This is a genomic window from Vibrio chagasii (assembly GCA_041879415.1).
Classification (GTDB): domain Bacteria; phylum Pseudomonadota; class Gammaproteobacteria; order Enterobacterales; family Vibrionaceae; genus Vibrio.
Genome location: CP090851.1, coordinates 1343790 through 1366211, shown reverse-complemented (window position 1 = coordinate 1366211; position 22422 = coordinate 1343790). Strand labels below are relative to the sequence as shown.

The following is a 22422-nucleotide window of genomic DNA, read 5'->3' as shown; positions in this document are numbered from 1 at the left end:
TGGTTCAAAGTGTTTTGTGTAATCGAGAGCTAAAGAAAGAATGAAAGTACTGATAGCAGGATCTAATGGGTATATTGGTAGCCACGTGACTAAGTTGTTTGTCGAATGTGGCTTTGAAGTTTCGACATACAGCAGGACTCTCGGTGTCTTATCTTCTATTCGGAGGCTCAACCAAGCCCCATCAGATTTCTCTGGTTACTTTGATATCGTTATAAATTGTGCTCGCCCACATTGGTCAGAATTTTCGCCGGAGGAAATAGCTGATTTAGAGTCCAAGCTGCTAACTCAGTTGGATAGATTCGCAGCTGAAGGTGCGACAAAAATCCACACATCGGGTGTTTGGCTATTCGGTAATGCTTCGTGCCATGACCTCAAAGAGTTTAGGCTTAGGCCTCTAGAGGTGGTGAAACCGGACACGGTTACAATAGGCGACGCTATCAAGAGGAAGTGGCATGTCGTTTACTGTCCTAGTTTGGTTTATGGTGGCGAAAACTGCCAGCTAAAGCGAATTGTAGATTCTTTATCCGACCAAACTCTCCAAGTAGCGATACCATCTAAAGGCAATAACCAATATATCCATGTTGATGACATCGCTAAATTTTATTTGGCACTAGTTCGAGGTAAACGTCCCGCTATGCAACATTTTATTGCAGAGATTGAAGGGTATAGTCCTGAGGCTTTTTCCCAGCTGTTACTAGACTGTCAAATCGTAAAGCGGGTTCATAAGATCAGTTGGGGTGAATTTGAGAGGCAACATGGCGCTTCAGCAGCCGAAATTGAAAAGCTAAATCTTAACCTTCCAATTAGTCCTTTGTTTGAACCGACAGAGTCATTGAGGAAGTATATAGAAAATTATACATAACAAACTGTACAAAATTGATTCGTAATGCATGGCATTTCGTACCTCACATCATTACTAGGCGCCATGTATACGCGCGAATATCTACGAAGGCTTAAAACAGATGGTTACCAACGACTATATAAAAAATACGGAGTTTACAGAGCTCCCTAATGATTTGCTCGATATCAGTAAAGTGCCTGATGATATAGCGGGTATATGTAAGTTTGTTCAAGGAAACCTTATTCACTCGTATTGGCTTGAGCATTATGGTGTAGAGGCTGACCCGCTAACCAAACTTACAGAAATGCAGACTCGGCATGCTAAAGACTTAGTCTCTTTGGCAATGTTGAAATCAGCTGAACCTTCTCATACGTTCAAGAAGCCAAACCAGCGAATTATCAGTATTTGTAGAGACTTTTCCCTGCTGGTTTGCGCTATCTTGAGGGACAAAGGAGTGCCAGCTCGGCTAAGGAGTGGGTTTGCGACTTATTTGGCTCAAAACCATTTTGAAGATCACTGGGTATGTGAATATTGGAACGAAGGGAAAGGGTGGGTATCCGTGGATGCTCAGCTAGACGAGGTTCATCGTCAAGTCCTGCAGTTTGAATTTGAACCGTGTGATGTACCGTCATCAAACTTTATAGTAGCAGGCAAGGCTTGGAAGTTATGTCGTGAAAATAGGGAGTCGGCTGATAAATTTGGTTTTCGAGATTTTAAAGGCTTAGCGTTTATCAAAGGGAGCCTCATTCGAGACCTGTATGCATTATCAAAATTTGAAATGCATACATGGGATACAGGGTGGGGCATACTGCCTAAATTCATAAGCCCGATTTCTGGAGAATCTGAATTAGCTTTACTGGATGAACTTGCCGAGGTTAGTTGCTCTTCAGATAGCGCCAAAGCTGTTGAGTTAGTTAAGTCGTGCAGTGAAATAAAGCTTCCAAGTGATTGGGATTGCTCTAAGTTCCCGACTTTAACTGAGCTCTATGCGTCACTGTAGCCGCATAATTTGTATAACACTGTAATAACTCGACATTTTCAACCCATCCTAGGGTTTTGTGTTTATGGCACAATGCTTTATGTTAGACACAAGCACTACTTGATGTAGCTTTATACGTTCCGAATATATTTGAGGACAGATGCATGAAACACGCTCCAATTAAAGATGAAATCACATTTGATGACTTCGCAAAAATCGACATTCGTGTGGGTTTGATCGTTGAGGTTTCCGAGGTTGCTAAATCCGATAAGCTGATGAAGTTGACGGTCGATTTTGGTGACCATAAGCGTTCGATCTTGGCTGGCATAAAGCAAGAGCGTGAAAACCCGAAGGAAATAGAAGGTAAGCAAGCATTGTTCGTTGTTAACCTACCTGAACGTAAGATGGCTGGTCAAGTGTCTCAGGGTATGTTGTTTGATATCGGCTATGAAGACAAATTACAGCCATGTTTAGCTTGCCCAGAGAGTGAAATGCCAAACGGCGCCAGAGCAGGGTAAACCTCGCATCAGAGGTTATGGCTAAGTCATTTAACGTAACAGCCTAGTCTGCAATTTGATTGAATGTAAGGAGGCTCAGTGGTTTCTTATCAACAAACAAAAGATCTATCTGCTTCTGCGCAGATGACTTTTTTAAACATGCGTTCTTACTATGAGCAATACTCGGTCGAATGGGATTGCTTGAAGATCGAAGAGCAAATTCGCGATTTAACCAACTTCGATATTTTGCTCAATGGCGAAATCGTTGGTGCAATCCGCTTAGTCTTTGATGATGACAGTTGTTATATTCGAGACTTACAGGTCAGTGAGCAACACCAAGGTAAAGGCATTGGTGCACTTGCCTTTACGGAGTGTGAGCGTTTAGCGGTTGAGGCTGGTGTAAATCGACTTAAGTTACGAGTCTTTAAAATTAGCCCTGCATTCCGACTTTATGAAAGAGCGGGGTTTGTAGTAGATAGGACTGATGACAGGTTTTACAACATGTCGAAAAAGCTCTTCTAGCTAACTGTTGGTGTTAAATGTAGGTCCTCACACTTGGTACCAAGTGCTCTATGAATTCACCGGATATAATGTGATGAAAAATATAGAAATAGAAGGCGTCTTGGAGTTTTTAAGAGGTGCTGAGCAGCTTAAGAACACATTGCGAACAGCTCGCACTTCAAATGGTCGACATGAAAGTACCGCTGAACACACTTGGCGTTTATGTTTGATGGTAATGATGTTCTCAGAGCAGTACCCACATATTGATTCGCTCAAACTGATAAAGATGTGCATCATTCACGATTTGGGTGAGGCCATTGGTGGTGATATTGCCGCCATCGATCAAGTCGAAGGTTCGAATAAGGGAGAGCAAGAAAGGCGTGATCTGATTACGTTGATTGAACCTCTTCCTGATAACTTGCAAAAAGATATTCTTGTGCTTTGGGATGAATACGAAAACGCGTCATCAGAAGAAGCAAAGTTAGCTAAAGCTCTCGATAAAATTGAAACCTTGCTACAGCATACTCAAGGGCAAAACCCAGATGACTTTGATTATGGCTTCAATTTGTCTTATGGCAGAAAGTACACTGACAACGATGAACTCACAGCTTCGATACGCAAAATTATAGATAAAGACACAGAAGCTTTAGCATCTGCAAACAACACGCTTTAAAGACTAAGGTAACGAGGAATTATGGCTAAAATCTATTTCGTATGTGGTTTCATTGGTTCCGGTAAGACGACTTACTCCAAGCAGCTTGCAGATAAACATAACGCTTTTCGTTTCTCGATTGATGAGTGGATGATTCCCCTATATGGCGAGCACATGGAGCGCGATGTGTTCGATAAACGGCTCGCTACGCTACAAGGCTTGTTTAAAGAATCTGCGCTTCAGCTATTTTCTCTCGATGTCCCTGTTATTTTCGACTTTGGCTTTTGGAAGAAAGCAGACCGTGATGCTTTTATAACATGGGCATCGACTGTCGGTGTTGAAAGTGAAGTTCATTATCTCGATGTATCGTTTGAGACATGTAAGCAGAGGGCATTGAAGCGCAACGCAAATCTGAACGGAAAGTCGTATGAAATGACGCCTGATATGCTAGCGTTGTTCTGGTCTTGGTTTGAAATACCAACCTCAAATGAAAATGTGGTCTGGGTTCAGCAGACAACCTAGGCATTAATCAAAAGGTTTAACGTTTTCATCATAATCATTCAAGGAAGAAGCATTGTGAAACTCGCTCAATTAAATATCGCACTCGCGAAATACCCTTTAGACGCACCAGAGATTAAAGACTTCGTCGATAATTTGGAATTGGTAAATGGCATTGCCGAAAGTAGTGAAGGGTTTGTGTGGCGCCTTAAAGATGAATCTGGCGATGCAACCAACATAAAAGCGTTTGATGATCCGAACATGATCGTCAATATGTCTGTCTGGGAATCGGTCGACGTGTTAAAGAACTTCATGTTTCGAACTCACCACCGCGACTTTATGCGAAGAAAGGGCGAATGGTTTCATCGTTTAGCGGAAGACACATATGTGCTTTGGTGGGTTAAGGATGATCACATCCCAACCCTTGATGAAGCGATTGAACGTTTAGAGCACCTCAGAGAAGTGGGAGACTCTCCTTACGCATTTACCTTCAAAACAAACTTCACTGAGGAAGAGGCTCCAAGATAGCCTGCTGTCGGAACTTGTTGGTGATCGGCTTACCTCAATAACTGGGTTATAAAACATTTTATCCATAGTAGCTCTTTGTTAATAATGTGTATCACTACGCACTTCCGCATCTATCCGGACTGGAGGCATATTTGCTATGGTAGTCAGTACGTTACGGAAATGTATTAGCCAGTTAGCGAAGGTTTATAACTTCTTTTCACCACTCAGTTTGACCTTTTGCTGCTGTATTCTCCTTTCGTAACATACTAATTATTAACAGGGCGCCTCCGATAAATAAGTACCACATCAATGTGTCAACTTGGCGGTAGTAGAATCCGTGTTGCCATAAATTTGGTTTAGGAGGAAATTCATGATCAGGGAAATGTCTAAATCTGACTTTGAGTCATTTTGGCCTACTTTCTCGGCTGTGATTCAAGCACAAGAAACCTACGCATTTGATCCGGAGATGACGATGGAACAAGCTTTTTCGGTTTGGTGTGAACAGCCATCAAAAACTTATGTCTACACCGAGAATGACGTTGTTTTAGGCTCGTACTACATAAAGCCTAATGCAATGGGTCCAAGCGGTCATATTTGTAACTGCGGTTACATGGTTTCCGAAGAGGCAAGGGGGCAGGGAATCGCTCGGTCTTTGTGCGAACACTCACAACAAGTCGCGATTGAATTAGGCTTTGAGGCGATGCAATTCAACAGTGTCGTGTCGACGAACAAAACTGCAATCAAGCTTTGGGAAAGGCTTGGCTTTAGTATTATCGGTGCCATCCCAAAGGCATATAAGCATCCTAAATTTGGTCCAGTTAACAGTTACATCATGTACAAGTCACTCAAAAAATAATGAAGCGCTATGTACGTCCTATAGCTCGTTAAGAAGGTTAATGCTCAAAACTGAAACTTGGAGATTTTAAATGACAATAGTCGAAAAAATTGTTCGCCGCGAAATGGAGGCTGTCATCGTTTATGAATCCGATGACGTGATTGCTTTTGCTGACCACAATCCTATCAACTTTGGGCATATTTTGATTTGTCCGACACATCCGTACGCCAACTATATAGATCTACCAGAAGGTGTTCTTACCGAAATTCATTCCGTCGTTAGGCAGGTGTATAGACGTATTGAAGAGGCGTTTAAACCTGATGGTATTTCATTCTTGCAAAATAACGGTGAGTTTAATGAGTTGTCTCATTACCACCTGCATATCTTTCCAAGATTTGAGGGCGATCAGTTCGGTTGGCAGAGTAGTGAACTCGGCATTCAAAGTATAGAGAAACTGCACGAGTCATTAAAACACTTGTAATTTATAGTAAAAATTAGATGCACAAAAGTGCACGAAAAGGCTTAACAATGAGTGAAATAAAAACATTAGAACAATTGAATGAGCTTTATGCTGAGCCGAGTAAAAGGGCTAAAAATAAAGTACTTCCAGCACTGGATGCCCATGCGATTACTTTGATCAACCATTGCCATTTCGCCGTGTTGGGCACGACAGACTCGCACGGCTTTGGCGATTTGTCTCCAAAAGGCGGCGAGCCCGGTTTTATTAAGGTTGTCGATGAGTCTACGGTTCTAATACCTGACAGCTCGGGAAATAATCGAATTGATGGTTTAAAAAACATCATCAATAACCCTGAAGTTGGATTGCTGCTGATGGTTAATGGGATTGATGAGGTGGTACGTCTTAAAGGTAAAGCCAGCATCCATACCGATCCAAATTTGCTTGCCGCTTGTCCTGATGGCAAGAAAGCCCCAAAAGTCGTGATTAAAATCGCTGTAGAGTCTATGTACTTTCATTGCGCTAAAGCGGTAATGAGAGGCAAGCTTTGGTCTGAAACGTTTAAAGTCGAGCGTTCTATTCTGCCTTCACTTGCACAGATCATGAAAGATCAACAGAGCTTAGAAGGCCCAGCGATCAATCAAGACGATATGGTCAAATATTACCAATCGACACTGTGATACTCATGAAGAATGTAGTCCAAATTATCTTTGTGTCGGGTTCTAAGTTTCTGCTCGGCTTTCGTCAAAACACAGAAGCGTTCGACCAATACTGGGGATTTCCTTCGGGAAGGATAGAGCAAGGGGAGTTGCCTCGGACCGCAGCAGAGCGAGAAGCACGAGAAGAGGTCGCAGTTGACGTTGGTAACTTAGCACTGTTCGCGATTGTCTCTGACCCAGCGCTACCCATTTGTCACTATTTCTACTTATGCCATGAATGGACTGGCGACATACAGAATGCTGAGCCCCATTTATGCCAAGAGTTACGTTGGTTTGACCGTGATGAGCTACCCGAAAATTGCACACCGATAACTTACTTGATCACTCAGCAATTGAACGATGCGCCACGTGTCGAACACTTAGATCGAAATGCCAGTCACCATTCATTTTGTGCGTAGTTCAGAACCAGTATGGTGAGCGTTGACTAGTGGTTAGTGAACGGTGGTTACCGAAGAAGCGGATTTGGAATACCTCGGGGTCTGTTTGTTCGGCAGCACCGATATTCTGCGTGAATTTACGAAAAAGTTGAGTCTGTACAAATAGGCCTTTGTGCTACAGCGCTCAATACCTCCAGTGACAACTAGGCTATGTATTTAAATAACAATAATTTAGTGCTAGTTTTACGAGTCTAAGATACTAAGCAGTATTATACGATATTGGTCATTTTCATGGAGTAGATTCGGCATGAGCGATGAATACAGTGACGAAATTTCTAAACACTATGCGGCGTATCGCCCTCCAATTCATCAAGAAATCCTGGGCGTCGCCCTTCCTAATGACACTCATTTCGAACTAGGTTTGGATATAGGTTGTGGAACCGGTGTTTCGAGTGAAGCACTTATTAAGTTTTGCAGCCGAGTGATTGGTATTGATCCAAGTAGCGCGATGCTTGCACAGGCAAGTCGTGCCGAAGGTTTAAATTACCTCCAAGGTACTGGCGACAATATTCCTTTGGGCAATAACTCAGTCGATGTTGTCTCGTTTGCAGGTTCGTTATCTTATGCAAAATCTGAAGCATTGATCGATGAGATTGTTCGAGTCTGTCGAAACAATGCTTGGGTGATTGCTTACGATTTTGAAGTTCTGCTCGACGAGCATCTTGAGTCACTTGGCGTTACGCTTCCTTCTAGAGCTTCAACTTACAACCATGCTGAGAACTTCGAAGGAAGCAATAGTATGGTCGAACAGCAAGTTAACCAAGCAACAATTACGTTAGAGGTTAGCTCAGATCAACTCGCTCATGTCTTGTTCTCATCATCAAGACGCTACTCGGCACTATCTGAACACTATGGTCCTAATCACACGTTTGGCGCGGTAGTGAGTGCTTTGAGTGAAATGAACGAACGTCATACAATTTCTGTCGATACATACTTCTCCACGTATCAAGTTAATGTGTCGACATCGCTGGTTTAGGAAAAATTAATGGAATACACGTTAGATACCGAGCCATCGGATAGTGACATAAACGAAGTTCGTTCTGGTCTAATTAAACACAATACGCCATTTCTTGAAGGCATACCTAAATCTCAAGTGGGCTATTACGCCATGGAAGAGGGTGTTAAGGTCGGTGGTGTTATTGCGGATCTTTGGGGAAACTGGTTATTGATAAAATTTCTTTGGGTTGATGACTCGATGCGAGGAAAACAGGTGGGTAGCAAGCTACTGCAACGCCTAGAGGAGTATGCACAGTCCCAAGGCTGCACGTCGTCATTGGTCGACACGTTAAGTTTTCAGGCCAAACCTTTTTATGAGAAGCATGGCTACCAATGCCAAATGGTGCTTGAGAATTATCCTCTAGACTCATCACTAGCGTTCCTCACTAAGGCGCTCACAAGGCAGTAAACTGCACAATTATTAAGGAGCAAGATTTGCCACATTGTATTATCGAACACTCGTCGACGATTAACGCCGAGCAACTGAATAACAAAGTGTTTCTAGGAGCGCTTAACTCAGAGTTATTCGAAGCAGACGGGCGAGACATCAAAGTCCGAAGCATTGCTTATGAGAACTACCAAACGGGTACAGAAAAAGAAGATTTTATCCATGTGACGGTGCGGATATTGTCTGGCCGAAGTGATACAGACAAAGCAATGCTATCTGAGACAGTGATGACGCAACTGCTGTCTTTGTCCCTCAGCAGAGCATCGGTCACCGTTGAGGTGCTTGATATGGACAGAAACAGTTATGCAAAGGTCGTTGTTTAACAGGCTGGAAGTCGCATTTTATACGCTGATCTTTGTATCTTCACTCCAACTCGCTGCAGGAATATTGGGAAATGTTGTTTATCCATAAATCTCAACCTTTGGTTCATGGCCCAGAACTATGCTCTGAGCTCACCGATTTTTTAACTGACAATAAGAGTAAGTTTGAGGACAAACTGGTTCCAGACCTGTCGTACATCGATGATATGGCACATGTGGTCAACGGAATCAAAATCAAAAGTGTGCAACATGTGAATCATAACCAGTATCGTCTTGAATATGCGTTCGACTGGGAACTCTTTCTCGGATGTTCTGATAGAAATGAAACGGGCGTTGAAAATGGGCGTGTTCTGTTTATCTTGCAAGACGATAATAATCTGAATTTTGATTTTCCAGATAGGATCTCTCGCGATACCTGTGACGAGTTTTAACTGACCCGAGTGGCATTGTTTTGTATCGATGTCGATTCTTTAGATTTGGCATTAACGATATTCAATGTCTAAGGCGACAAAACATTTCTGCCATTTGAGGCAAAGTTGGAATAGGAGTAGTAATGAAAATAGTAGAAGCACAACACTCTGATATAGAGAGTTTGTTCGTATATCTGGATACACAGTTGTCAGAAATCGCATTAGAAGAGACACCGCTATTCCAACCAGTCTCAAAGTCAGATTGTAAAATGTCGGAAGCACATAGGGCTCGCTTTTCTGATGGGTTTAAGTTTGAGTTTGGAGAGAATGGCTGGCGAAAAATTTGGTTAGCTAAAGATTCGAATGGTGCTATTCGCGGCCATATCGATTTGCGCCATCATAAGGGCAATTACTGTTCTCACCGTGTGTTGCTTGGCATGGGTGTCGACAGCAGTGTGAGAAAGCAAGGCTTAGGCTCCAAGCTAATGGATGTGGCGACTCAATATTGCAGAGAGAACGAAGCGATTGATTGGCTAGACCTTAATGTATTGTCAAACAACCTTCCTGCTAAAAATCTTTATTTGAGAACGGGGTTTACGGTTGTCGGCGAAATGGAAGACTACTATCGAATTGATGGTCAGTCGGTGTCTGAGCTAACTATGACGTTGCAGACGAAAGGAAAACAATGATCACTATCGAAAGACTCAATGAGGCTCATATTGAGCAAGTTAACGAAATTCAGCTCGCAGATGAGCAGGTTAAATTCGCAGGAACAGCAACGGACTTTTTGTCAGACGGTAGCGAGACCACGCATCTACATATTATTAAACATGGCAATGAGGTGGTGGGCTTCTTTAAGCTTGATGTTGCTTACCCGGCTCACTACAAATTTTGCCCTGAAGGCAGTATTGGCTTAAGGGCGTTTGCTCTAGATAAAAATCAACAAGGAAAGGGGTTAGGTACAGGCGCGGTGAAAGCGCTATTTCCTTATCTAGCAGCCAATTATGAAGGGTATGATTGGATCTACTTAACCGTCAATTGTAAAAATCCCGCAGCCTATAACTGCTATGTTAAAGGTGGTTTTGAGGATACCAATGAACAGTACCTAGGCGGCGCTGCCGGCCCACAGTTCATTATGCGTGGCCTAATCAGAGATTAGTCACTTGGTTTAGATGGACAGTTGTGAGGGATAATGGATAGTTTGAATACTTGGTGTAATGTTACTGAGAGAGACATCGATTTGCTTCTAGTCGAAGAATTGCATGTATCTCAATCATTTGCCAGTTGGTTTGTGTCTAAAGCTTTTGAACAAAATATTGTTCCAACTATCTTAGGTTGCTGGCATTCCGTAACAGATGGTGCGCTTGGAGAGTCCGATATAATATTCAAATTTGTCGATGAAACTGGGGTATCGCAGTCTCTTCTGATTGAGAACAAAGTGGATGCTTGTCCGCAACCAAGCCAAGGAAAGCGTTACCAGCTCCGAGGGGAAAAAGGAAAACAAGACGGTTTTTGGTCGTCTTTTAAAACATGCTTGATGGCACCAAATGCATATTTGGACCGAAGTAGTGAAATCTATGACAGTTATATATCGTACGAATCTATTGTCCAGCATTTCCAAGAGGCTGGAGATGAGCGCAGTAAGTATCGCGCTAGTGTCTTAATATCAGCCATAGAGAAACAAAAAAGAGGTTATGTGTCATCCGTGTCGGATGCCATGACTGAATACGCAAAAGACTACTTGAGTTACGTAGCTAAGAATTACCCTGAGCTAAAGCCAGAACAAGCGAAACCAAGAGCTGAGGGACATACTTGGATTCATTTTCATCCCTTTAGAGATCACCAAGGTATTAAGATAATTCATCAGATATATGGTGATGTAGTTAAAGTTATGTTTTCAGCTCAAGCAGATAGATATGACGAGCTTAAGCTAATTTTTAATGAATTTGCTTCTTATCCAATAAGTGTGAAGCAGTCTGGAAAGTCGGTCGTTGCTGAAGTGAAAGTCCCCCCAATTGATCCTATAAAAGAGACTTTTGATAGCTCTCTTTTTGCCGCTGAACAAGCGATAGCGGTAGCATTGGAGTTGTTTAATTATATGGAATCAGTTCGCCATAAGTTAATAACGTAATAATATAAAAACAAGGAAAGGTCATGAAAGTTCAATATCTTGAAATTGTTACCCCTGAAGTAGATACGGTTTGTGCAACTTACGCGCAGATCTACGATGTGAAGTTTAGTGATGCGGATGTGAACTTAGGTGGCGCTCGTACCGCTAAGCTCTCAAATGGTGGAGTTATTGGTGTGAGAGGACCACTTCGTGAAACTGAGGAGCCAGTCGTTCGCCATTACACGCTGGTGAAGGACATTGAAGCGGCAGTAAACGCAGCTAGATGGGTGCTGAAGTTGCAGTTCCACCAATGGAGTTACCACGTCACGGAATGTGTGCCATTGTCATTCAAAGTGGTGTTGAGCTCGGTTTTTGGCAATTGTAGCTGTCGTTTGACCAAGAAGTTTAAAATTTAAAGTGGCATTTGTTCTAAGGAGGGAACATGTCAATTACATCTGGTATCGCCTTGTTTCTAGCTATGGCGCTGTCTGCGGCCATACCTGGGCCAAGTGTTTTAGCTGTAGTCTCTAGGTCAATTAGTCATGGATGGCGACAAGGTTTGTTAGTTGTATTTGGTGTACTCATCGCAGACTATATCTTTATCTTCCTTGCTCTTTCCGGTCTCACTGCACTGGCCAGTGCGATGGGAGACTTTGCAACAGTCATCAAGTACATCGGAATTACGTACCTGTTTTGGTTAGCTTATACGACATGGACTTCAAGCAATGATGTTTCACCAGTTAAAACTTCGGAAGCAACAAGGGCGTCAAGTGTCATTGTCGGTGTTTTGATGACCCTTTCAAACCCTAAAGCGATACTGTTTTATATGGGCTTTTTTCCTGCCTTTATCGATCTCCAGTCATTCTCTTCGCTAGATGTCGCGACTGTATTAGTTATCTCAACGTTTTCTGTTGGTGGCGTGTTGGGAATCTATGCGTGTATGGCATCAAAGGCGAGTTTCGTTTTTCAAGGGCGAGCAGCTAAGACTTTACTTAACAAGGTTTCGGGCGGCTTTTTGGCGACATGTGGGGTGTTACTCGCAACAAAGTCATGAGGTTATGTTCTAGAGTAGTGCGGTCTTAACTGCGGGAAAGAAAGGAGCTCACCCAATATGAAGACTCGTTTTAAAACGGTAACTTTCTTGTTGGCGTCACTCGCTCTATTTGCTTGTAAAGACAAAGCCGATATATACGCCAACCCACCAGCTAACCTTGTGGAACAGATCGAAGCGTATTATCCGCTTTCGATAAAGTATGTGAAAAAGCATGAGCAAATCGCATTGTCTCAAGGTGTTCCTTTACGCCCTCAGTATCTAAAGATTGCACGCGACATCGGTATCCAACATCCAGAAAAAATACGCGTTCTTTATGTCGATAAAATGCCATTACCTGAAAATGAGTCACTGCGTTTTCAGATGCAAAGGTTGGGCTTAGATTCACCTTATTTTACGGGATCGGCTTTCGGATATGGTATTTGGATTGCGAATAGGGCCAAAGGAGATAAGTTGTTGCTTGCCCATGAGTTGATCCATGTAAAACAGGCAGAAGATCTTGGGATAGAGGCGTTTACTAAGAAGTATTTATTGCAGTTAGCGGTGTTTGGTTACGGTGAGGCTCCGATCGAGTTAGAAGCTTATCACAATGCGCCCAATTACTTGTAATTCAGAACAATATGGTTTGTTTTAAGCTACGCACCAGGAAGCTTTTTCTCTATTTTAAGGAATCTATTTCTAGAGTATGAACTGAAGGCATGGCATGATTTTGGTCTTGCTTAACCCATAACAAGGTACGTTATGAAACAAAATATTGTTCATATTGCACTTGTCGTAAAAGACTACGATGAAGCCCTAGATTTCTACGTGAACAAACTCAAGTTTGAGCTTATCGAAGATACCTACTTACCAGAAGAAGATAAGCGTTGGGTTGTTGTTGCTCCACCCAATTCACACGGTGTGAGCCTATTATTGGCGAGAGCATCCAAGCCCGAGCAACTGGATTTTATCGGTAATCAAGCTGGTGGTCGTGTATTCCTGTTCCTAAATACCGATGATTTTTGGCGTGACTATGAACGTATGGTGTCTTTGGGAATCAAATTCGTTCGGGAGCCGAAAGAGCAAGCCTACGGCACTGTGGCGGTATTCGAAGACCTTTATGGAAACTTATGGGATCTTCTGCAATTAAATCCCGATCACCCGATGGCGAATCGATAAGCCTGAACCTTAAAAGCCAACACCAAATGGTATCGGAGCAACATGGACATAATCAAAATTTCAGCGGCTGATGTGCTGCCCATTCGTCATCAAGTACTGTGGCCAAGCAAACCAATGTCGTTTTGTGCGGTAGAAGGCGATGAGCATGCCACGCATTATGGTGCCTATATTGATGACCGATTAGTTTGTGTTGCGTCTGTTTACGTCCAAGAGAAGCAAGCCAGACTGCGTAAGTTTGCCACATTGCCAGAATACCAAGGGCAGGGTGTTGGCTCTAAGGTCATCGAACACATCATCAAAGACCTACAAGCGGATCAAGTGAGTTATTTTTGGTGTGATGCTCGTACAACTGCTTTGGGTTTCTATCAAAGGTTTGAGATGCAGGTCGAAGGCGTTGAATTCCAAAAATCGGGAGTCTCTTACTACAAGATGTCGGTTCAGTGGGGGGAAAGACTCTCCCTGTAACCCTGTGCATCACTAAAACATCAATTCAAGTTAAGGAAGCGTATCGTGGAAGAAATCAAAGGCATTTTGGAATTCATGGCTGAAGTGGAAAAGTTGAAGGATGTTCATAGACAAACGAAGCCAGTCGGTCTGGATCGCTATGAAAACTCCGCTGAGCATAGCTGGCATGTCTGTTTGAGTGCTCTGATGTTGAAAGACTATGCGAATGAAGAGATCGATATTACCCGAGTGATGAAGATGTTGCTGATACACGATCTCGGTGAAATCGATGCAGGTGACACGATTATTTACGCCAGTGAAACGGAAGAAAACAAACTTAAAGAGAGAAACTGTGTCGAGCGTTTGCTTGAGTCATTGCCGAGCCAACTAAAGTCCGAATATTTGGAGTTATGGCTAGAATTTGAAGCGGGTGAGTCACCGGAAGCAAGGTTCGGTAAAGCGATCGATAGAGTGCCCCCTTTACTTCATAACATCCATGGTGGCGGTCATAGCTGGAAGAAGCACAATATATCCAAAGATAAGGTACTGACATTTAACGGTGAACGCATTTCTAAAGGCAGCAAGGCACTGTGGAGCGAACTAGAAGTTCAACTTGAAGCCGCCGCCGACCAAGGGTTATTGAAGTAAATTTAAATCCAGCTTGCCAAGGACGATGGACAAGGAATGACATCATCCTCCTTTTGGGCTGTTATATGCCCTTTAGATTGTGACATTCTCATCAAAATATCGAGGCACTGTTTATTTATACAGTTATGGTGTGTATTCTCACTGCTCATCATAAGGAGCAGTAAAAATGGCGTTCAAATACGAAGAAAAAGTCCCAAATCCAGCCGAGTTTTGTGAGATGCGGGTGAAAGCAAAATTGTCACCGAAGTCACTGAAAGCAGCCACAATCGCTTTACCAAATAGTTTATACGGTATCTCAATTCGAGATGGTGACCAACTCATTGCGATGGGGCGTGTTGTCGGTGATGGTGCATGTAATTTTGAAGTGGTTGACGTCGCTGTCGATCCAATCTATCAAGGGCAGGGTTTGGGCAGAAAAGTGATGGAATACATCGATAATTACCTATCTTCTGTTGCACTGGAAGGGTCGTATGTTTCCATGATTGCTGATGAACCAGTGTTTTATGAGAAACTCGGTTATAAGCTTGTATCTCCTTCTAGCCAAGGCATGACAAAGAAGTTTCCACCCAAGCACATGTAATAAAAACTTGTGGCTCTACCATGACGTTATGCAAAGAGCCCCAAGTTTAAAAGGAACACATCAATTAATGAAAAATAGAATCCTAGCGTTATCGCTGCTTGGCCTATCAAGCAGTGTATTCGCTGACAGTGAATTACCAAGCAGTAGTTATGAAATGACCGTTACAGTGGTAGAGCAATCCTTAAAGCGCGACTTTCCATCGGTTAAATTTGATTACCTTGGCCAGACGCTTACCACAAGCGTTGATGAGTGTTCGTATACAGGAACGCTCTCTGAACATGATGACAACACGATTGTTCTATCGGCCACGATGTCATGTACTAATGAAAGTGGATCAAGCTACAGTGAGATGCCAGATTTCGTGCTCAAGCCTGAGGGTGGTGAAGTGAGTATGAGTTTTGGTGATGACGACACTGATGTGTGGACATACGCCGTCACAGTAAAGAAGCTCGATTTATAGTTAACCTTCTTTAGCTAGTTGACACATTAGCCACGGCACTCTCGTCGTCTTGTGTAGCGTAATTACATGCCATAAGACGTCGATCAATATAATAAGTTAGATAATCCAACGTTAGCTTGTTACTATGCAATTAACTTTATAAATGTGTGTTGGTTTATATAAATGATTGATAGTAAATACATTAAGCACCCATACTACTGTGAAAACTGTAACTCAATGACTCCACACCTTGCTATGAGCAGCTCTGTAGAGGAGCAAAAGGAGCAAGCGGAATCAGAAGCAAGACAGTGGAAAATAGGGATGTTAGTGGAGTATATCGTAAACCTGTTCTTTAAAGACGACAAAGACACGCCTGGATTTTTCCTAGACCAAGAATATCAATATCAGTGTGAGAAGTGTGGCACCAAGTCATGGCATTGATATTATTGGATTTGGTTTCATTCGATACCTAACTTTTAGGATCTAAAACTTCTGCTACTCAGCATCTTAGATTACAGTAACCTGTCTATGTGAGTGTGCCTATATCTTGAGGTTTAAATGGAATATGTCGTCGTCGATGCTACGCAAGTCCCAATGTCATTGTTACTTGAAGCGGACCCGTCTGAAGCAAGTATTGCATCGTACTTAAGCGAATCATGGTGTTACGCAGCGAAACGAGATAACCAAACTCTTGGTGTCTGTGTTGTTAAACGAATCAGTGACGATACTGCAGAGATTTTTAACGTGTCAGTCTGCCCTGAACATCAACAGCAAGGCATTGGGTCTCAGGTTTTAAATTTCGCTCTCAAGCAAGTGGGTAACCAAGGAATTAAGCGTGTTGAACTGGGAACGGGTACGTTCGGTTATCAACTCACTTATTATCAACGAGCTGGTTTTAGGGTTGATCGCGTGGTTAAAAACCACTTTATCGACCATTATCCAGAACCCATCTTTGAAAACGGTATTCAACATCAAGATATGTTGAGGTTGTATATCGAGCTTTAATTGTGCTGGATGCACTGTTTAAGCAGAATAAAGACAAGCTCGAATAACCTCATCTAATAAGGCTCATGATGCCGTTTCCTTTTTGTTATGGAGGACAAAGGAAGTGATTTACCCAAAGGCTTTAAACATCGGTGACAAAATTGGCTTTTTCTCACCGTCTTCCCCAGCGACAGTGTTCGCTCCCAATCGGTTTGCTCGCGCTAAAAATTACTTGGAATCGAAAGGTTTTACCTTAGTCGAAGGCTCATTGACGGGTAAGTCTGATAGCTACCGTTCTGGCACTATTCAAGCAAGAGCCGAAGAGCTAAACCAACTGATTCGAGATCCTGAAGTTCGCTGCATTATGTCTACAATTGGCGGCAATAATAGCAACTCGTTATTACCGTATATTGATTATGAGGCACTCAAAAAGGATCCAAAGATCATCATCGGTTACTCCGACGTAACCGCATTGCTATTGGCGATTCATGCACAAACTGGCTTAGTCACATTTTATGGTCCGGCACTTGTTGCCTCATTTGGTGAGTTTCCGCCGCTGGTTGATCAAACGTTCCAATCATTCAGTGAGTTGTTGTTCGAGAGTACAAGTCAACATCAATACACCATGCCCAAGGTATGGACGGATATTAAACATGATTGGGAAACTCAGAACTCCGCGAAGCCAGTCTATGACAATGAATGGAAGTTTATCGGTAAAGGAAAAGTTAGTGGCCGAGTGATTGGTGGTAACTTGAGTACGATGGCTGGGATATGGGGTAGCCAATATATGCCCGAAATTCTCGATGGCGATATTTTCCTTATCGAAGACTCATTGAAGGGTATCGAAACCGTAGAGCGCTCTTTTGCACACCTGTTGGCTTGCGGAGTGTTTGATAAGGTGGGTGCTATCATCTTAGGCAAGCATGAGTTGTTCGATAATAAAGGGACCGGACGAACGCCTCTTGATGTGCTTCTTGAAGTGTTAAACGGTAAAAGCGTGCCGATACTGTATGGATTTGATAGCTGCCACACTCACCCAATGTTAGTCACGCCACTAGGCGTTCAAGGAAGTATCGACTTTGACAATCAGACCTTTGAGCTGCAGGGGCCTTGGGTAAAAATACCTAGCGAAAGGTGATCCTCTCAGCAAACTGAGTTTATAAACCTGTCTATACTGAGTTAGGTTACGCCACAACGTTGAGATGGCGCGATAAACGTATGTTCAATTCGGTAAACTTCAGAGGTCACAATGAAAAAACTACTACCGCTATGCGCCATTCTACTTTCTGCATCCTTTTCCGTTGCTGCGTCTGACGGTTTGATAAAGTACCAAAGTAATTATTCCGTGAAAGAAACAGCTGACCGTTTTGAAGAGATCGCGAAGAGCAAAGGTTTGACGTTATTTGCGAGAATTGATCATCAAAAGAATGCCAGCAAAGTGGATCTAGAATTAAGACCCACTCAAGTCATTATTTTCGGCAACCCCAAAGTAGGTACGCCTTTAATGCAATGCTCGCAAGAGGTGGCGATTGATTTACCTCAGAAGGTGTTAGTGACTGAAGATGCAAACAAAAAAGTGTGGTTGTCTTATAACGATCCTAATTACTTAGTCAATCGTCATGCGATTAATGGCTGTGATGAGGTAATCAAGAAAATCTCAGGTGTGCTTAGTAAGTTATCTGAAGCGACAGTTGCGAAAAACTAGCACACAAGGCTTATAACGTGCAGTTTAAGGTTTGAGAACAATACTCAGCTTGGTCACAAAAATGGATGTTAAAGGGGACAGCAGCGACTTCTAGCTGCTGTCCTTTTTGATCAATGAGGCTATTTTTAATTACACACTAAGCTAGAGGAACCACTTCATATTCGTGAATCTTAACGCTGGTGTTTTCATCAACAGAGACTAACCAAGTTTCGTTCACGACAAAATCAACTTGCTGACCTTCCATTGTAGAATCGGTGTAAGTGCCTGCTTTTACCCTTACATGCAGGCTCACTTGATACTGCGAACCTAACGGTTTTACTTCGAGTTGTTCTATGTCATGAGAGCAGTTTGGCTTAAAGGTGGAGCGTAGCAACGCATACCAATCTTTGAACCCAGCATGACCGATAAAATCGCCTTCAGGAACATTAAATACCACATCTGGCGACAGTGACTCAGTGAAGATGTCAGTTTGTTCTGACAGAGAGTCCATTTGTTCAAACCATTCATTGGAGAACTTACGAATGATCTGCTCGTCCGATTGTGTGACCTTGCGAATTTCGCCGATAAGACGTGAAGCATGGTCTTTAGCGCGCTCTTGAACCTCTTCCAATTTGTTATACACATTAGGGATATAAACCATTCGGTGTGTATAAACTGGCGCATGGTAGTTCATGTTCGCTAAGTAAGCAGTCTGCTGCAGAGGGTACATGAACTGTTCAATCGTAAAGTGGTTGTAGTTTAAAGGATCATAAGACTCTTTAGGCCCACCAACCGTGAAAGAGAGGAAGAAGTCTTTGCCTTTAAGCTTGTTTCCTTCTGGGCCGTAAGCAAAGTTAAACGTCATCACATCATCTATCCACTTTTTCAGCAAAGCTGGTACTGAATACCAATAGAAGGGGAACTGAAGCACAATCACATCAGCTTCGATTAGGGCTGCTTGCTCTGCTTCGACATCAATTTTGTAATCTGGATAGAGTGTATCTAAACGGCGAACGGACACGTCTTTCATCTCGGTTTCTAATGTGTCGATGATTAACGTGTTTGTGTATGACTCAGCTAGATTAGGGTGACCTGAAATAACAACTGTTTTGCTCATGGTGACTGTCTCATTGTTCGTATTTGATGAAGCAATCATAAACGTGTTGTGTTGTTAGTTTTAGATGACTAATTTCTAAATAACTATTAGGCTATGCCTAATAATCGACTGTGGTTATTTAGAATAATTCAATCAAATATCGGGGAACGGACGATGAAGGGAGCCACTTACAACCAGCTAACCATGTTTCATGCGATTGTCAGTGAAGGCTCGATCTCTGGAGCTGCACGTCAACTGGAAGTCGCGCCTCCTTCCGTCAGTCAGGCACTAAAGACGCTAGAAAATGAACTAGGGTTACCGCTTTTTACTCGCACCACACGAAGAGTTGAACTGACTGAGGCGGGGAGAACCTTATACGCCAAAACGGTAGATGCTATTAGCGATTTAAGCAGTGCGATGGAAAGTGTTGCAGATCTGAGTCGTAACCCTTCAGGGCATGTCTCTATCACAGTTCCCCGTTTTGCTTATAAGAAGTGGATAGAGCCCATCTACGCCGAGTTTTGTGTTCAATACCCAGACATACAGCTTGAAATATCTATTTCAGATGCGACGGTGGATATCTTGAAAGATGGAATTGACCTTGGTATCCGATTTGGTGACAAGGTCGAAGAAGGGATGGTGGCAAGGCCAATAACCCCGCAGCTTAAAGAAGCGCTATTTGCTTCACCAGCTTACATAGAAAGACATGGTGTGCCCAAATGTATTGAAGAGCTACAAGAACACAAGTTAATCCAGTACCGTTTCATTACGTCGAATAAACTCGCTCTATTGCCTTTAATGGATGGTGGTAACACGGTTCAGGCAAGTGTTGAAAGCGCAATGATAGTCAATGACACCGATATCATGGTGGATGCCGCTAAGAAGGGGCTTGGTATCGGGCGTTTACTTGAACCTATGGTCGAGAGAGAGCTTGAGTCCGGTGAACTGATACCAATTCTAGAAGATTGTTGGAGTGATAATTCTGGGCTCTATTTGTACTTTCATCGCAATAGCCAAAAAGCGCGTCGTGTGCGTGTACTCATAGACTTCTTACATGAAAAGATAGTCGGCGGCTCGCTCTAACTTAACTTCTAGAGTTGGTTGACAATCTATTCGCAATATATAAAAGTGGTCTTATGAAAATGAATTTAGCGCCACTTAACCAACGAATTATCATCATTCCATAGGAATGGTGGGAAGCTTGATGCGCTGTATTTATCGAACCCACCCATAAGGTGGGTTTTTTGTATCTGTCTTATGGGTTTATCTCAATTGAGGAAGTCATATGAAGAAAATAGCGGTTTTTGGTAAGCCTGGGAGTGGTAAATCTACGGTTAGTAAGGCGCTAGCGCAGGCGACAGGGATAGACTTACACCAACTTGATTCGCTGGTTTACAAAGCGAATGGTGAGTTTGTCGATAGCGAGGTGTTTTCACACATGCATGAGCGCATTCTTAGCTCTGAAAGCTGGATTATCGATGGATTAGGCCCTATAGAATCCTTTAAAAAGCGCCTAGATACCGCAGACACGCTAATTTATATCGACCTTCCTTATCCTGTGAGCTATTGGTTTGTGACTAAACGTTTACTGAAGGGCTTGTTTGTGAAACCTGAAGGTTGGCCTGACGGAAGCTCAGTGATCAAAGGAACGATACAAAGCTACAAGATGCTTAAGCTTAGCCCCACATTTTGGAATGACGACTTTAGGTCGCGCTTAGAACTACGTACGAAAGAGCAAGAGGTTCACATCATCAGAAGTGTGAGCGAGTTAAACTGCTTTGTGCGTGACCATGTAATTTGACCATTATTCAAATAAATTGAATAACTCTATCAGCTTCGTCAAGTTGTGCTGGTTATATCCTTAACTTAAAGTTTTATTCAGGTTAATTAATAAGGTAAGTAAGATATGGCAGCACTAACAAAAGGTGTACATCACGTAGGACTCACTGTTTCAAAGTTGGAAGAGAGTGCGAAGTTTTTCGTAGAACAGCTTGGTTGGAACGAGGTTAAAAGAAACCCTAGCTACCCAGCTATTTTTGTCAGTGATGGTAATATTATGCTGACACTTTGGGACGCAAAAGCGGATTCACCTGTCGAGTTTGACCGAAAAGCTAATGTCGGTTTGCATCACTTAGCTTTGCTAGTCGAATCTGAGGGGCACTTAGATGAGTTACACAAACAGTTTCTAAACTCTGGCGTAACCGTTGAGTTTGGTCCTGAATTAGTTAGAGAAGGGCCTGCTAAACACCTTATGTGCTATGACCCAAGTGGAATTCGTATTGAGTTTTTCTGGAGTGGTGTGTAAACAATTAAATTCAAAATCAATCCTAGCTTAACGCGTGAACACTCCGTCATGCGTTGAGTGTTTATGAGCAAGAAGGTTGCCGAAGTCATGTATGGAAGTGAACAAACACGAGCATTTTGTTGTAACTGCAAAGCGCTAACATTGCACAAATACACTTTGTTCAGTAACCAAGCACAAAAAGCACCGCAAGATGAGAAGAAACCGGGCTTGCTGATGCAAATCTTGTCCGGGTTTATTTCCAATGGTGCAACGGGAGATTACAAATGCTCTCGATGCGGTACCTACCTAGAGACGCCGGACCATCTAGATTGATGAAGGGTTTGAGCAAATAAAAACGGGAAGATCGCAGCGATCTTCCCGTTGTCTTTCGTTTTACTATTGGCAATTCAATTCAGAAGTCTTAAGCGCAACACTTCTTATATTTCTTACCGCTACCGCAAGAGCATGGGTCGTTGCGGTTCGGCGTCTTTTCAAATGTCATCGTTTTTGGCTTGTTTAGGAATGTATCAAGCTCGATGGTGTTCTCTTCTTGTTGCGCGTCTACTGTGATTTCTACAAAGAACTCTTGCTCTGCAGCCAGTGTTTCGATCTCAGCTTTGCGACCTTCGTTTTGAACCGTTACTTTGATTGGTGCTTCTTCAGTACCCGCTTTTACATCGCGGTTTACGTTGTAGCCTGCAAGGACGTGGTTTTGTCTTGTTTCGATACGGCCTTTGAAAAATAGTTTCGACATGGGGTACTCATTAAGAAATAGTGTTATGGCGCTAATGTTCATGTTGATAGCGCATGGAGCGGGGGATTATACGCATATATTCCAATTGATAAA

Annotated in this window: 36 protein-coding genes and 1 pseudogene; 35 read left to right on the top strand and 2 right to left on the bottom strand. The window is 42.7% G+C overall.

Going from position 1 to position 22422, the window contains the following annotated elements:
• Nucleotides 1-40: 40 nt before the first annotated feature.
• The 31 genes and pseudogenes from L0991_06055 (at nucleotide 41) to L0991_05905 (ending at nucleotide 18216) form a co-directional block, all read left to right on the top strand.
• Complete coding sequence (locus tag L0991_06055; protein XGB63632.1) at nucleotides 41-862, top strand: NAD(P)-dependent oxidoreductase; 822 nt, start codon at nucleotides 41-43, stop codon at nucleotides 860-862.
• A 100-nt stretch (nucleotides 863-962) separates the two neighbouring features.
• Nucleotides 963-1841, top strand: a complete 879-nt coding sequence (locus L0991_06050; protein ID XGB63631.1) for a transglutaminase-like domain-containing protein — start codon at nucleotides 963-965, stop codon at nucleotides 1839-1841.
• 143 nt (nucleotides 1842-1984) lie between these two features.
• Complete coding sequence (locus L0991_06045; GenBank protein XGB63630.1) at nucleotides 1985-2338, top strand: tRNA-binding protein; 354 nt, start codon at nucleotides 1985-1987, stop codon at nucleotides 2336-2338.
• Between the two features lie 78 nt (nucleotides 2339-2416).
• The gene (locus L0991_06040; GenBank protein XGB63629.1) at nucleotides 2417-2839 is read left to right on the top strand and encodes a GNAT family N-acetyltransferase; all 423 of its coding nucleotides are present in this window, start codon (nucleotides 2417-2419) and stop codon (nucleotides 2837-2839) included.
• A gap of 73 nt (nucleotides 2840-2912) precedes the next feature.
• Nucleotides 2913-3491, top strand: a complete 579-nt coding sequence (locus tag L0991_06035; protein ID XGB63628.1) for an HD domain-containing protein — start codon at nucleotides 2913-2915, stop codon at nucleotides 3489-3491.
• A gap of 21 nt (nucleotides 3492-3512) precedes the next feature.
• A complete protein-coding gene (locus tag L0991_06030) occupies nucleotides 3513-3992 on the top strand; it encodes an ATP-binding protein (protein XGB63627.1) in 480 nt (159 codons plus the stop codon).
• Nucleotides 3993-4046: 54 nt separating this feature from the next.
• Nucleotides 4047-4496, top strand: coding sequence for a DUF3291 domain-containing protein (locus L0991_06025; protein ID XGB63626.1), 450 nt, complete (start codon nucleotides 4047-4049; stop codon nucleotides 4494-4496).
• A 349-nt stretch (nucleotides 4497-4845) separates the two neighbouring features.
• Nucleotides 4846-5331 (top strand): GNAT family N-acetyltransferase, encoded by a 486-nt coding sequence (locus L0991_06020; protein XGB63625.1) that lies wholly within the window; start codon nucleotides 4846-4848, stop codon nucleotides 5329-5331.
• Nucleotides 5332-5401: 70 nt separating this feature from the next.
• On the top strand, nucleotides 5402-5791 hold the full coding sequence (locus L0991_06015; protein ID XGB63624.1) for an HIT family protein: 390 nt from the start codon (nucleotides 5402-5404) through the stop codon (nucleotides 5789-5791).
• Nucleotides 5792-5838: 47 nt separating this feature from the next.
• Nucleotides 5839-6447 (top strand): pyridoxamine 5'-phosphate oxidase family protein, encoded by a 609-nt coding sequence (locus L0991_06010; GenBank protein XGB63623.1) that lies wholly within the window; start codon nucleotides 5839-5841, stop codon nucleotides 6445-6447.
• A gap of 5 nt (nucleotides 6448-6452) precedes the next feature.
• Nucleotides 6453-6884 carry an NUDIX domain-containing protein gene (locus L0991_06005; protein XGB63622.1) on the top strand — a complete coding sequence of 144 codons (432 nt, stop codon included), beginning with the start codon at nucleotides 6453-6455 and terminating at the stop codon, nucleotides 6882-6884.
• Nucleotides 6885-6933: 49 nt separating this feature from the next.
• Nucleotides 6934-7029 (top strand): annotated as a pseudogene (locus tag L0991_06000) (DUF2000 domain-containing protein).
• A gap of 141 nt (nucleotides 7030-7170) precedes the next feature.
• A complete protein-coding gene (locus L0991_05995; protein ID XGB63621.1) occupies nucleotides 7171-7899 on the top strand; it encodes a class I SAM-dependent methyltransferase in 729 nt (242 codons plus the stop codon).
• Nucleotides 7900-7908: 9 nt separating this feature from the next.
• On the top strand, nucleotides 7909-8328 hold the full coding sequence (locus L0991_05990; GenBank protein ID XGB63620.1) for a GNAT family N-acetyltransferase: 420 nt from the start codon (nucleotides 7909-7911) through the stop codon (nucleotides 8326-8328).
• A gap of 26 nt (nucleotides 8329-8354) precedes the next feature.
• Nucleotides 8355-8690 (top strand): 5-carboxymethyl-2-hydroxymuconate isomerase, encoded by a 336-nt coding sequence (locus tag L0991_05985; GenBank protein XGB63619.1) that lies wholly within the window; start codon nucleotides 8355-8357, stop codon nucleotides 8688-8690.
• A 71-nt stretch (nucleotides 8691-8761) separates the two neighbouring features.
• Nucleotides 8762-9118, top strand: coding sequence for a hypothetical protein (locus L0991_05980; GenBank protein ID XGB63618.1), 357 nt, complete (start codon nucleotides 8762-8764; stop codon nucleotides 9116-9118).
• Between the two features lie 122 nt (nucleotides 9119-9240).
• Nucleotides 9241-9786 (top strand): GNAT family N-acetyltransferase, encoded by a 546-nt coding sequence (locus tag L0991_05975; GenBank protein XGB63617.1) that lies wholly within the window; start codon nucleotides 9241-9243, stop codon nucleotides 9784-9786.
• The gene (locus L0991_05970) at nucleotides 9783-10256 is read left to right on the top strand and encodes a GNAT family N-acetyltransferase (protein XGB63616.1); all 474 of its coding nucleotides are present in this window, start codon (nucleotides 9783-9785) and stop codon (nucleotides 10254-10256) included. Before L0991_05975 ends, L0991_05970 begins: the two co-directional genes overlap by 4 nt.
• 33 nt (nucleotides 10257-10289) lie before the next feature.
• Nucleotides 10290-11228 (top strand): PD-(D/E)XK nuclease superfamily protein, encoded by a 939-nt coding sequence (locus tag L0991_05965; GenBank protein ID XGB63615.1) that lies wholly within the window; start codon nucleotides 10290-10292, stop codon nucleotides 11226-11228.
• A 23-nt stretch (nucleotides 11229-11251) separates the two neighbouring features.
• Nucleotides 11252-11623, top strand: a complete 372-nt coding sequence (locus L0991_05960) for a hypothetical protein (GenBank protein ID XGB63614.1) — start codon at nucleotides 11252-11254, stop codon at nucleotides 11621-11623.
• A gap of 26 nt (nucleotides 11624-11649) precedes the next feature.
• The gene (locus tag L0991_05955) at nucleotides 11650-12261 is read left to right on the top strand and encodes a LysE family translocator (GenBank protein XGB63613.1); all 612 of its coding nucleotides are present in this window, start codon (nucleotides 11650-11652) and stop codon (nucleotides 12259-12261) included.
• A gap of 57 nt (nucleotides 12262-12318) precedes the next feature.
• Complete coding sequence (locus L0991_05950; protein ID XGB63612.1) at nucleotides 12319-12867, top strand: hypothetical protein; 549 nt, start codon at nucleotides 12319-12321, stop codon at nucleotides 12865-12867.
• A 132-nt stretch (nucleotides 12868-12999) separates the two neighbouring features.
• Complete coding sequence (locus L0991_05945; GenBank protein ID XGB63611.1) at nucleotides 13000-13416, top strand: VOC family protein; 417 nt, start codon at nucleotides 13000-13002, stop codon at nucleotides 13414-13416.
• Nucleotides 13417-13458: 42 nt separating this feature from the next.
• Nucleotides 13459-13881, top strand: coding sequence for a GNAT family N-acetyltransferase (locus tag L0991_05940; GenBank protein ID XGB63610.1), 423 nt, complete (start codon nucleotides 13459-13461; stop codon nucleotides 13879-13881).
• Nucleotides 13882-13926: 45 nt separating this feature from the next.
• Nucleotides 13927-14508: an HD domain-containing protein gene (locus L0991_05935; GenBank protein XGB63609.1), complete on the top strand. Its 582-nt coding sequence runs from the start codon at nucleotides 13927-13929 to the stop codon at nucleotides 14506-14508.
• Between the two features lie 166 nt (nucleotides 14509-14674).
• On the top strand, nucleotides 14675-15088 hold the full coding sequence (locus tag L0991_05930; GenBank protein XGB63608.1) for a GNAT family N-acetyltransferase: 414 nt from the start codon (nucleotides 14675-14677) through the stop codon (nucleotides 15086-15088).
• Nucleotides 15089-15155: 67 nt separating this feature from the next.
• Nucleotides 15156-15548 carry a hypothetical protein gene (locus L0991_05925; protein XGB63607.1) on the top strand — a complete coding sequence of 131 codons (393 nt, stop codon included), beginning with the start codon at nucleotides 15156-15158 and terminating at the stop codon, nucleotides 15546-15548.
• 162 nt (nucleotides 15549-15710) lie between these two features.
• A complete protein-coding gene (locus L0991_05920) occupies nucleotides 15711-15968 on the top strand; it encodes a hypothetical protein (GenBank protein ID XGB63606.1) in 258 nt (85 codons plus the stop codon).
• 117 nt (nucleotides 15969-16085) lie between these two features.
• A complete protein-coding gene (locus L0991_05915; protein XGB63605.1) occupies nucleotides 16086-16532 on the top strand; it encodes a GNAT family N-acetyltransferase in 447 nt (148 codons plus the stop codon).
• Between the two features lie 103 nt (nucleotides 16533-16635).
• Nucleotides 16636-17649, top strand: a complete 1014-nt coding sequence (locus tag L0991_05910; GenBank protein XGB63604.1) for an LD-carboxypeptidase — start codon at nucleotides 16636-16638, stop codon at nucleotides 17647-17649.
• Between the two features lie 111 nt (nucleotides 17650-17760).
• The gene (locus tag L0991_05905; protein ID XGB63603.1) at nucleotides 17761-18216 is read left to right on the top strand and encodes a DUF302 domain-containing protein; all 456 of its coding nucleotides are present in this window, start codon (nucleotides 17761-17763) and stop codon (nucleotides 18214-18216) included.
• A 136-nt stretch (nucleotides 18217-18352) separates the two neighbouring features.
• On the opposite strand, the gene L0991_05900 is transcribed toward L0991_05905, so the two are convergent.
• Nucleotides 18353-19312, bottom strand: coding sequence for an NAD(P)H-dependent oxidoreductase (locus L0991_05900; protein ID XGB63602.1), 960 nt, complete (start codon nucleotides 19310-19312; stop codon nucleotides 18353-18355).
• Nucleotides 19313-19465: 153 nt separating this feature from the next.
• On the opposite strand from L0991_05900, the gene L0991_05895 reads away from it, so the two are divergent.
• The 4 genes from L0991_05895 to L0991_05880 all read left to right on the top strand — a co-directional run bounded on the left by L0991_05895 (nucleotide 19466) and on the right by L0991_05880 (nucleotide 21908).
• Nucleotides 19466-20374, top strand: a complete 909-nt coding sequence (locus L0991_05895; protein XGB63601.1) for a LysR family transcriptional regulator — start codon at nucleotides 19466-19468, stop codon at nucleotides 20372-20374.
• A 202-nt stretch (nucleotides 20375-20576) separates the two neighbouring features.
• On the top strand, nucleotides 20577-21092 hold the full coding sequence (locus L0991_05890; protein ID XGB63600.1) for an adenylate kinase: 516 nt from the start codon (nucleotides 20577-20579) through the stop codon (nucleotides 21090-21092).
• A 105-nt stretch (nucleotides 21093-21197) separates the two neighbouring features.
• Complete coding sequence (locus L0991_05885; GenBank protein XGB63599.1) at nucleotides 21198-21596, top strand: VOC family protein; 399 nt, start codon at nucleotides 21198-21200, stop codon at nucleotides 21594-21596.
• An 87-nt stretch (nucleotides 21597-21683) separates the two neighbouring features.
• The gene (locus L0991_05880; protein XGB63857.1) at nucleotides 21684-21908 is read left to right on the top strand and encodes a hypothetical protein; all 225 of its coding nucleotides are present in this window, start codon (nucleotides 21684-21686) and stop codon (nucleotides 21906-21908) included.
• 88 nt (nucleotides 21909-21996) lie between these two features.
• Here the strand turns inward: L0991_05880 and L0991_05875 are convergent, their stop codons facing one another.
• The gene (locus L0991_05875) at nucleotides 21997-22329 is read right to left on the bottom strand and encodes an SEC-C domain-containing protein (protein ID XGB63598.1); all 333 of its coding nucleotides are present in this window, start codon (nucleotides 22327-22329) and stop codon (nucleotides 21997-21999) included.
• Between the last annotated feature and the right edge of the window lie 93 nt (nucleotides 22330-22422).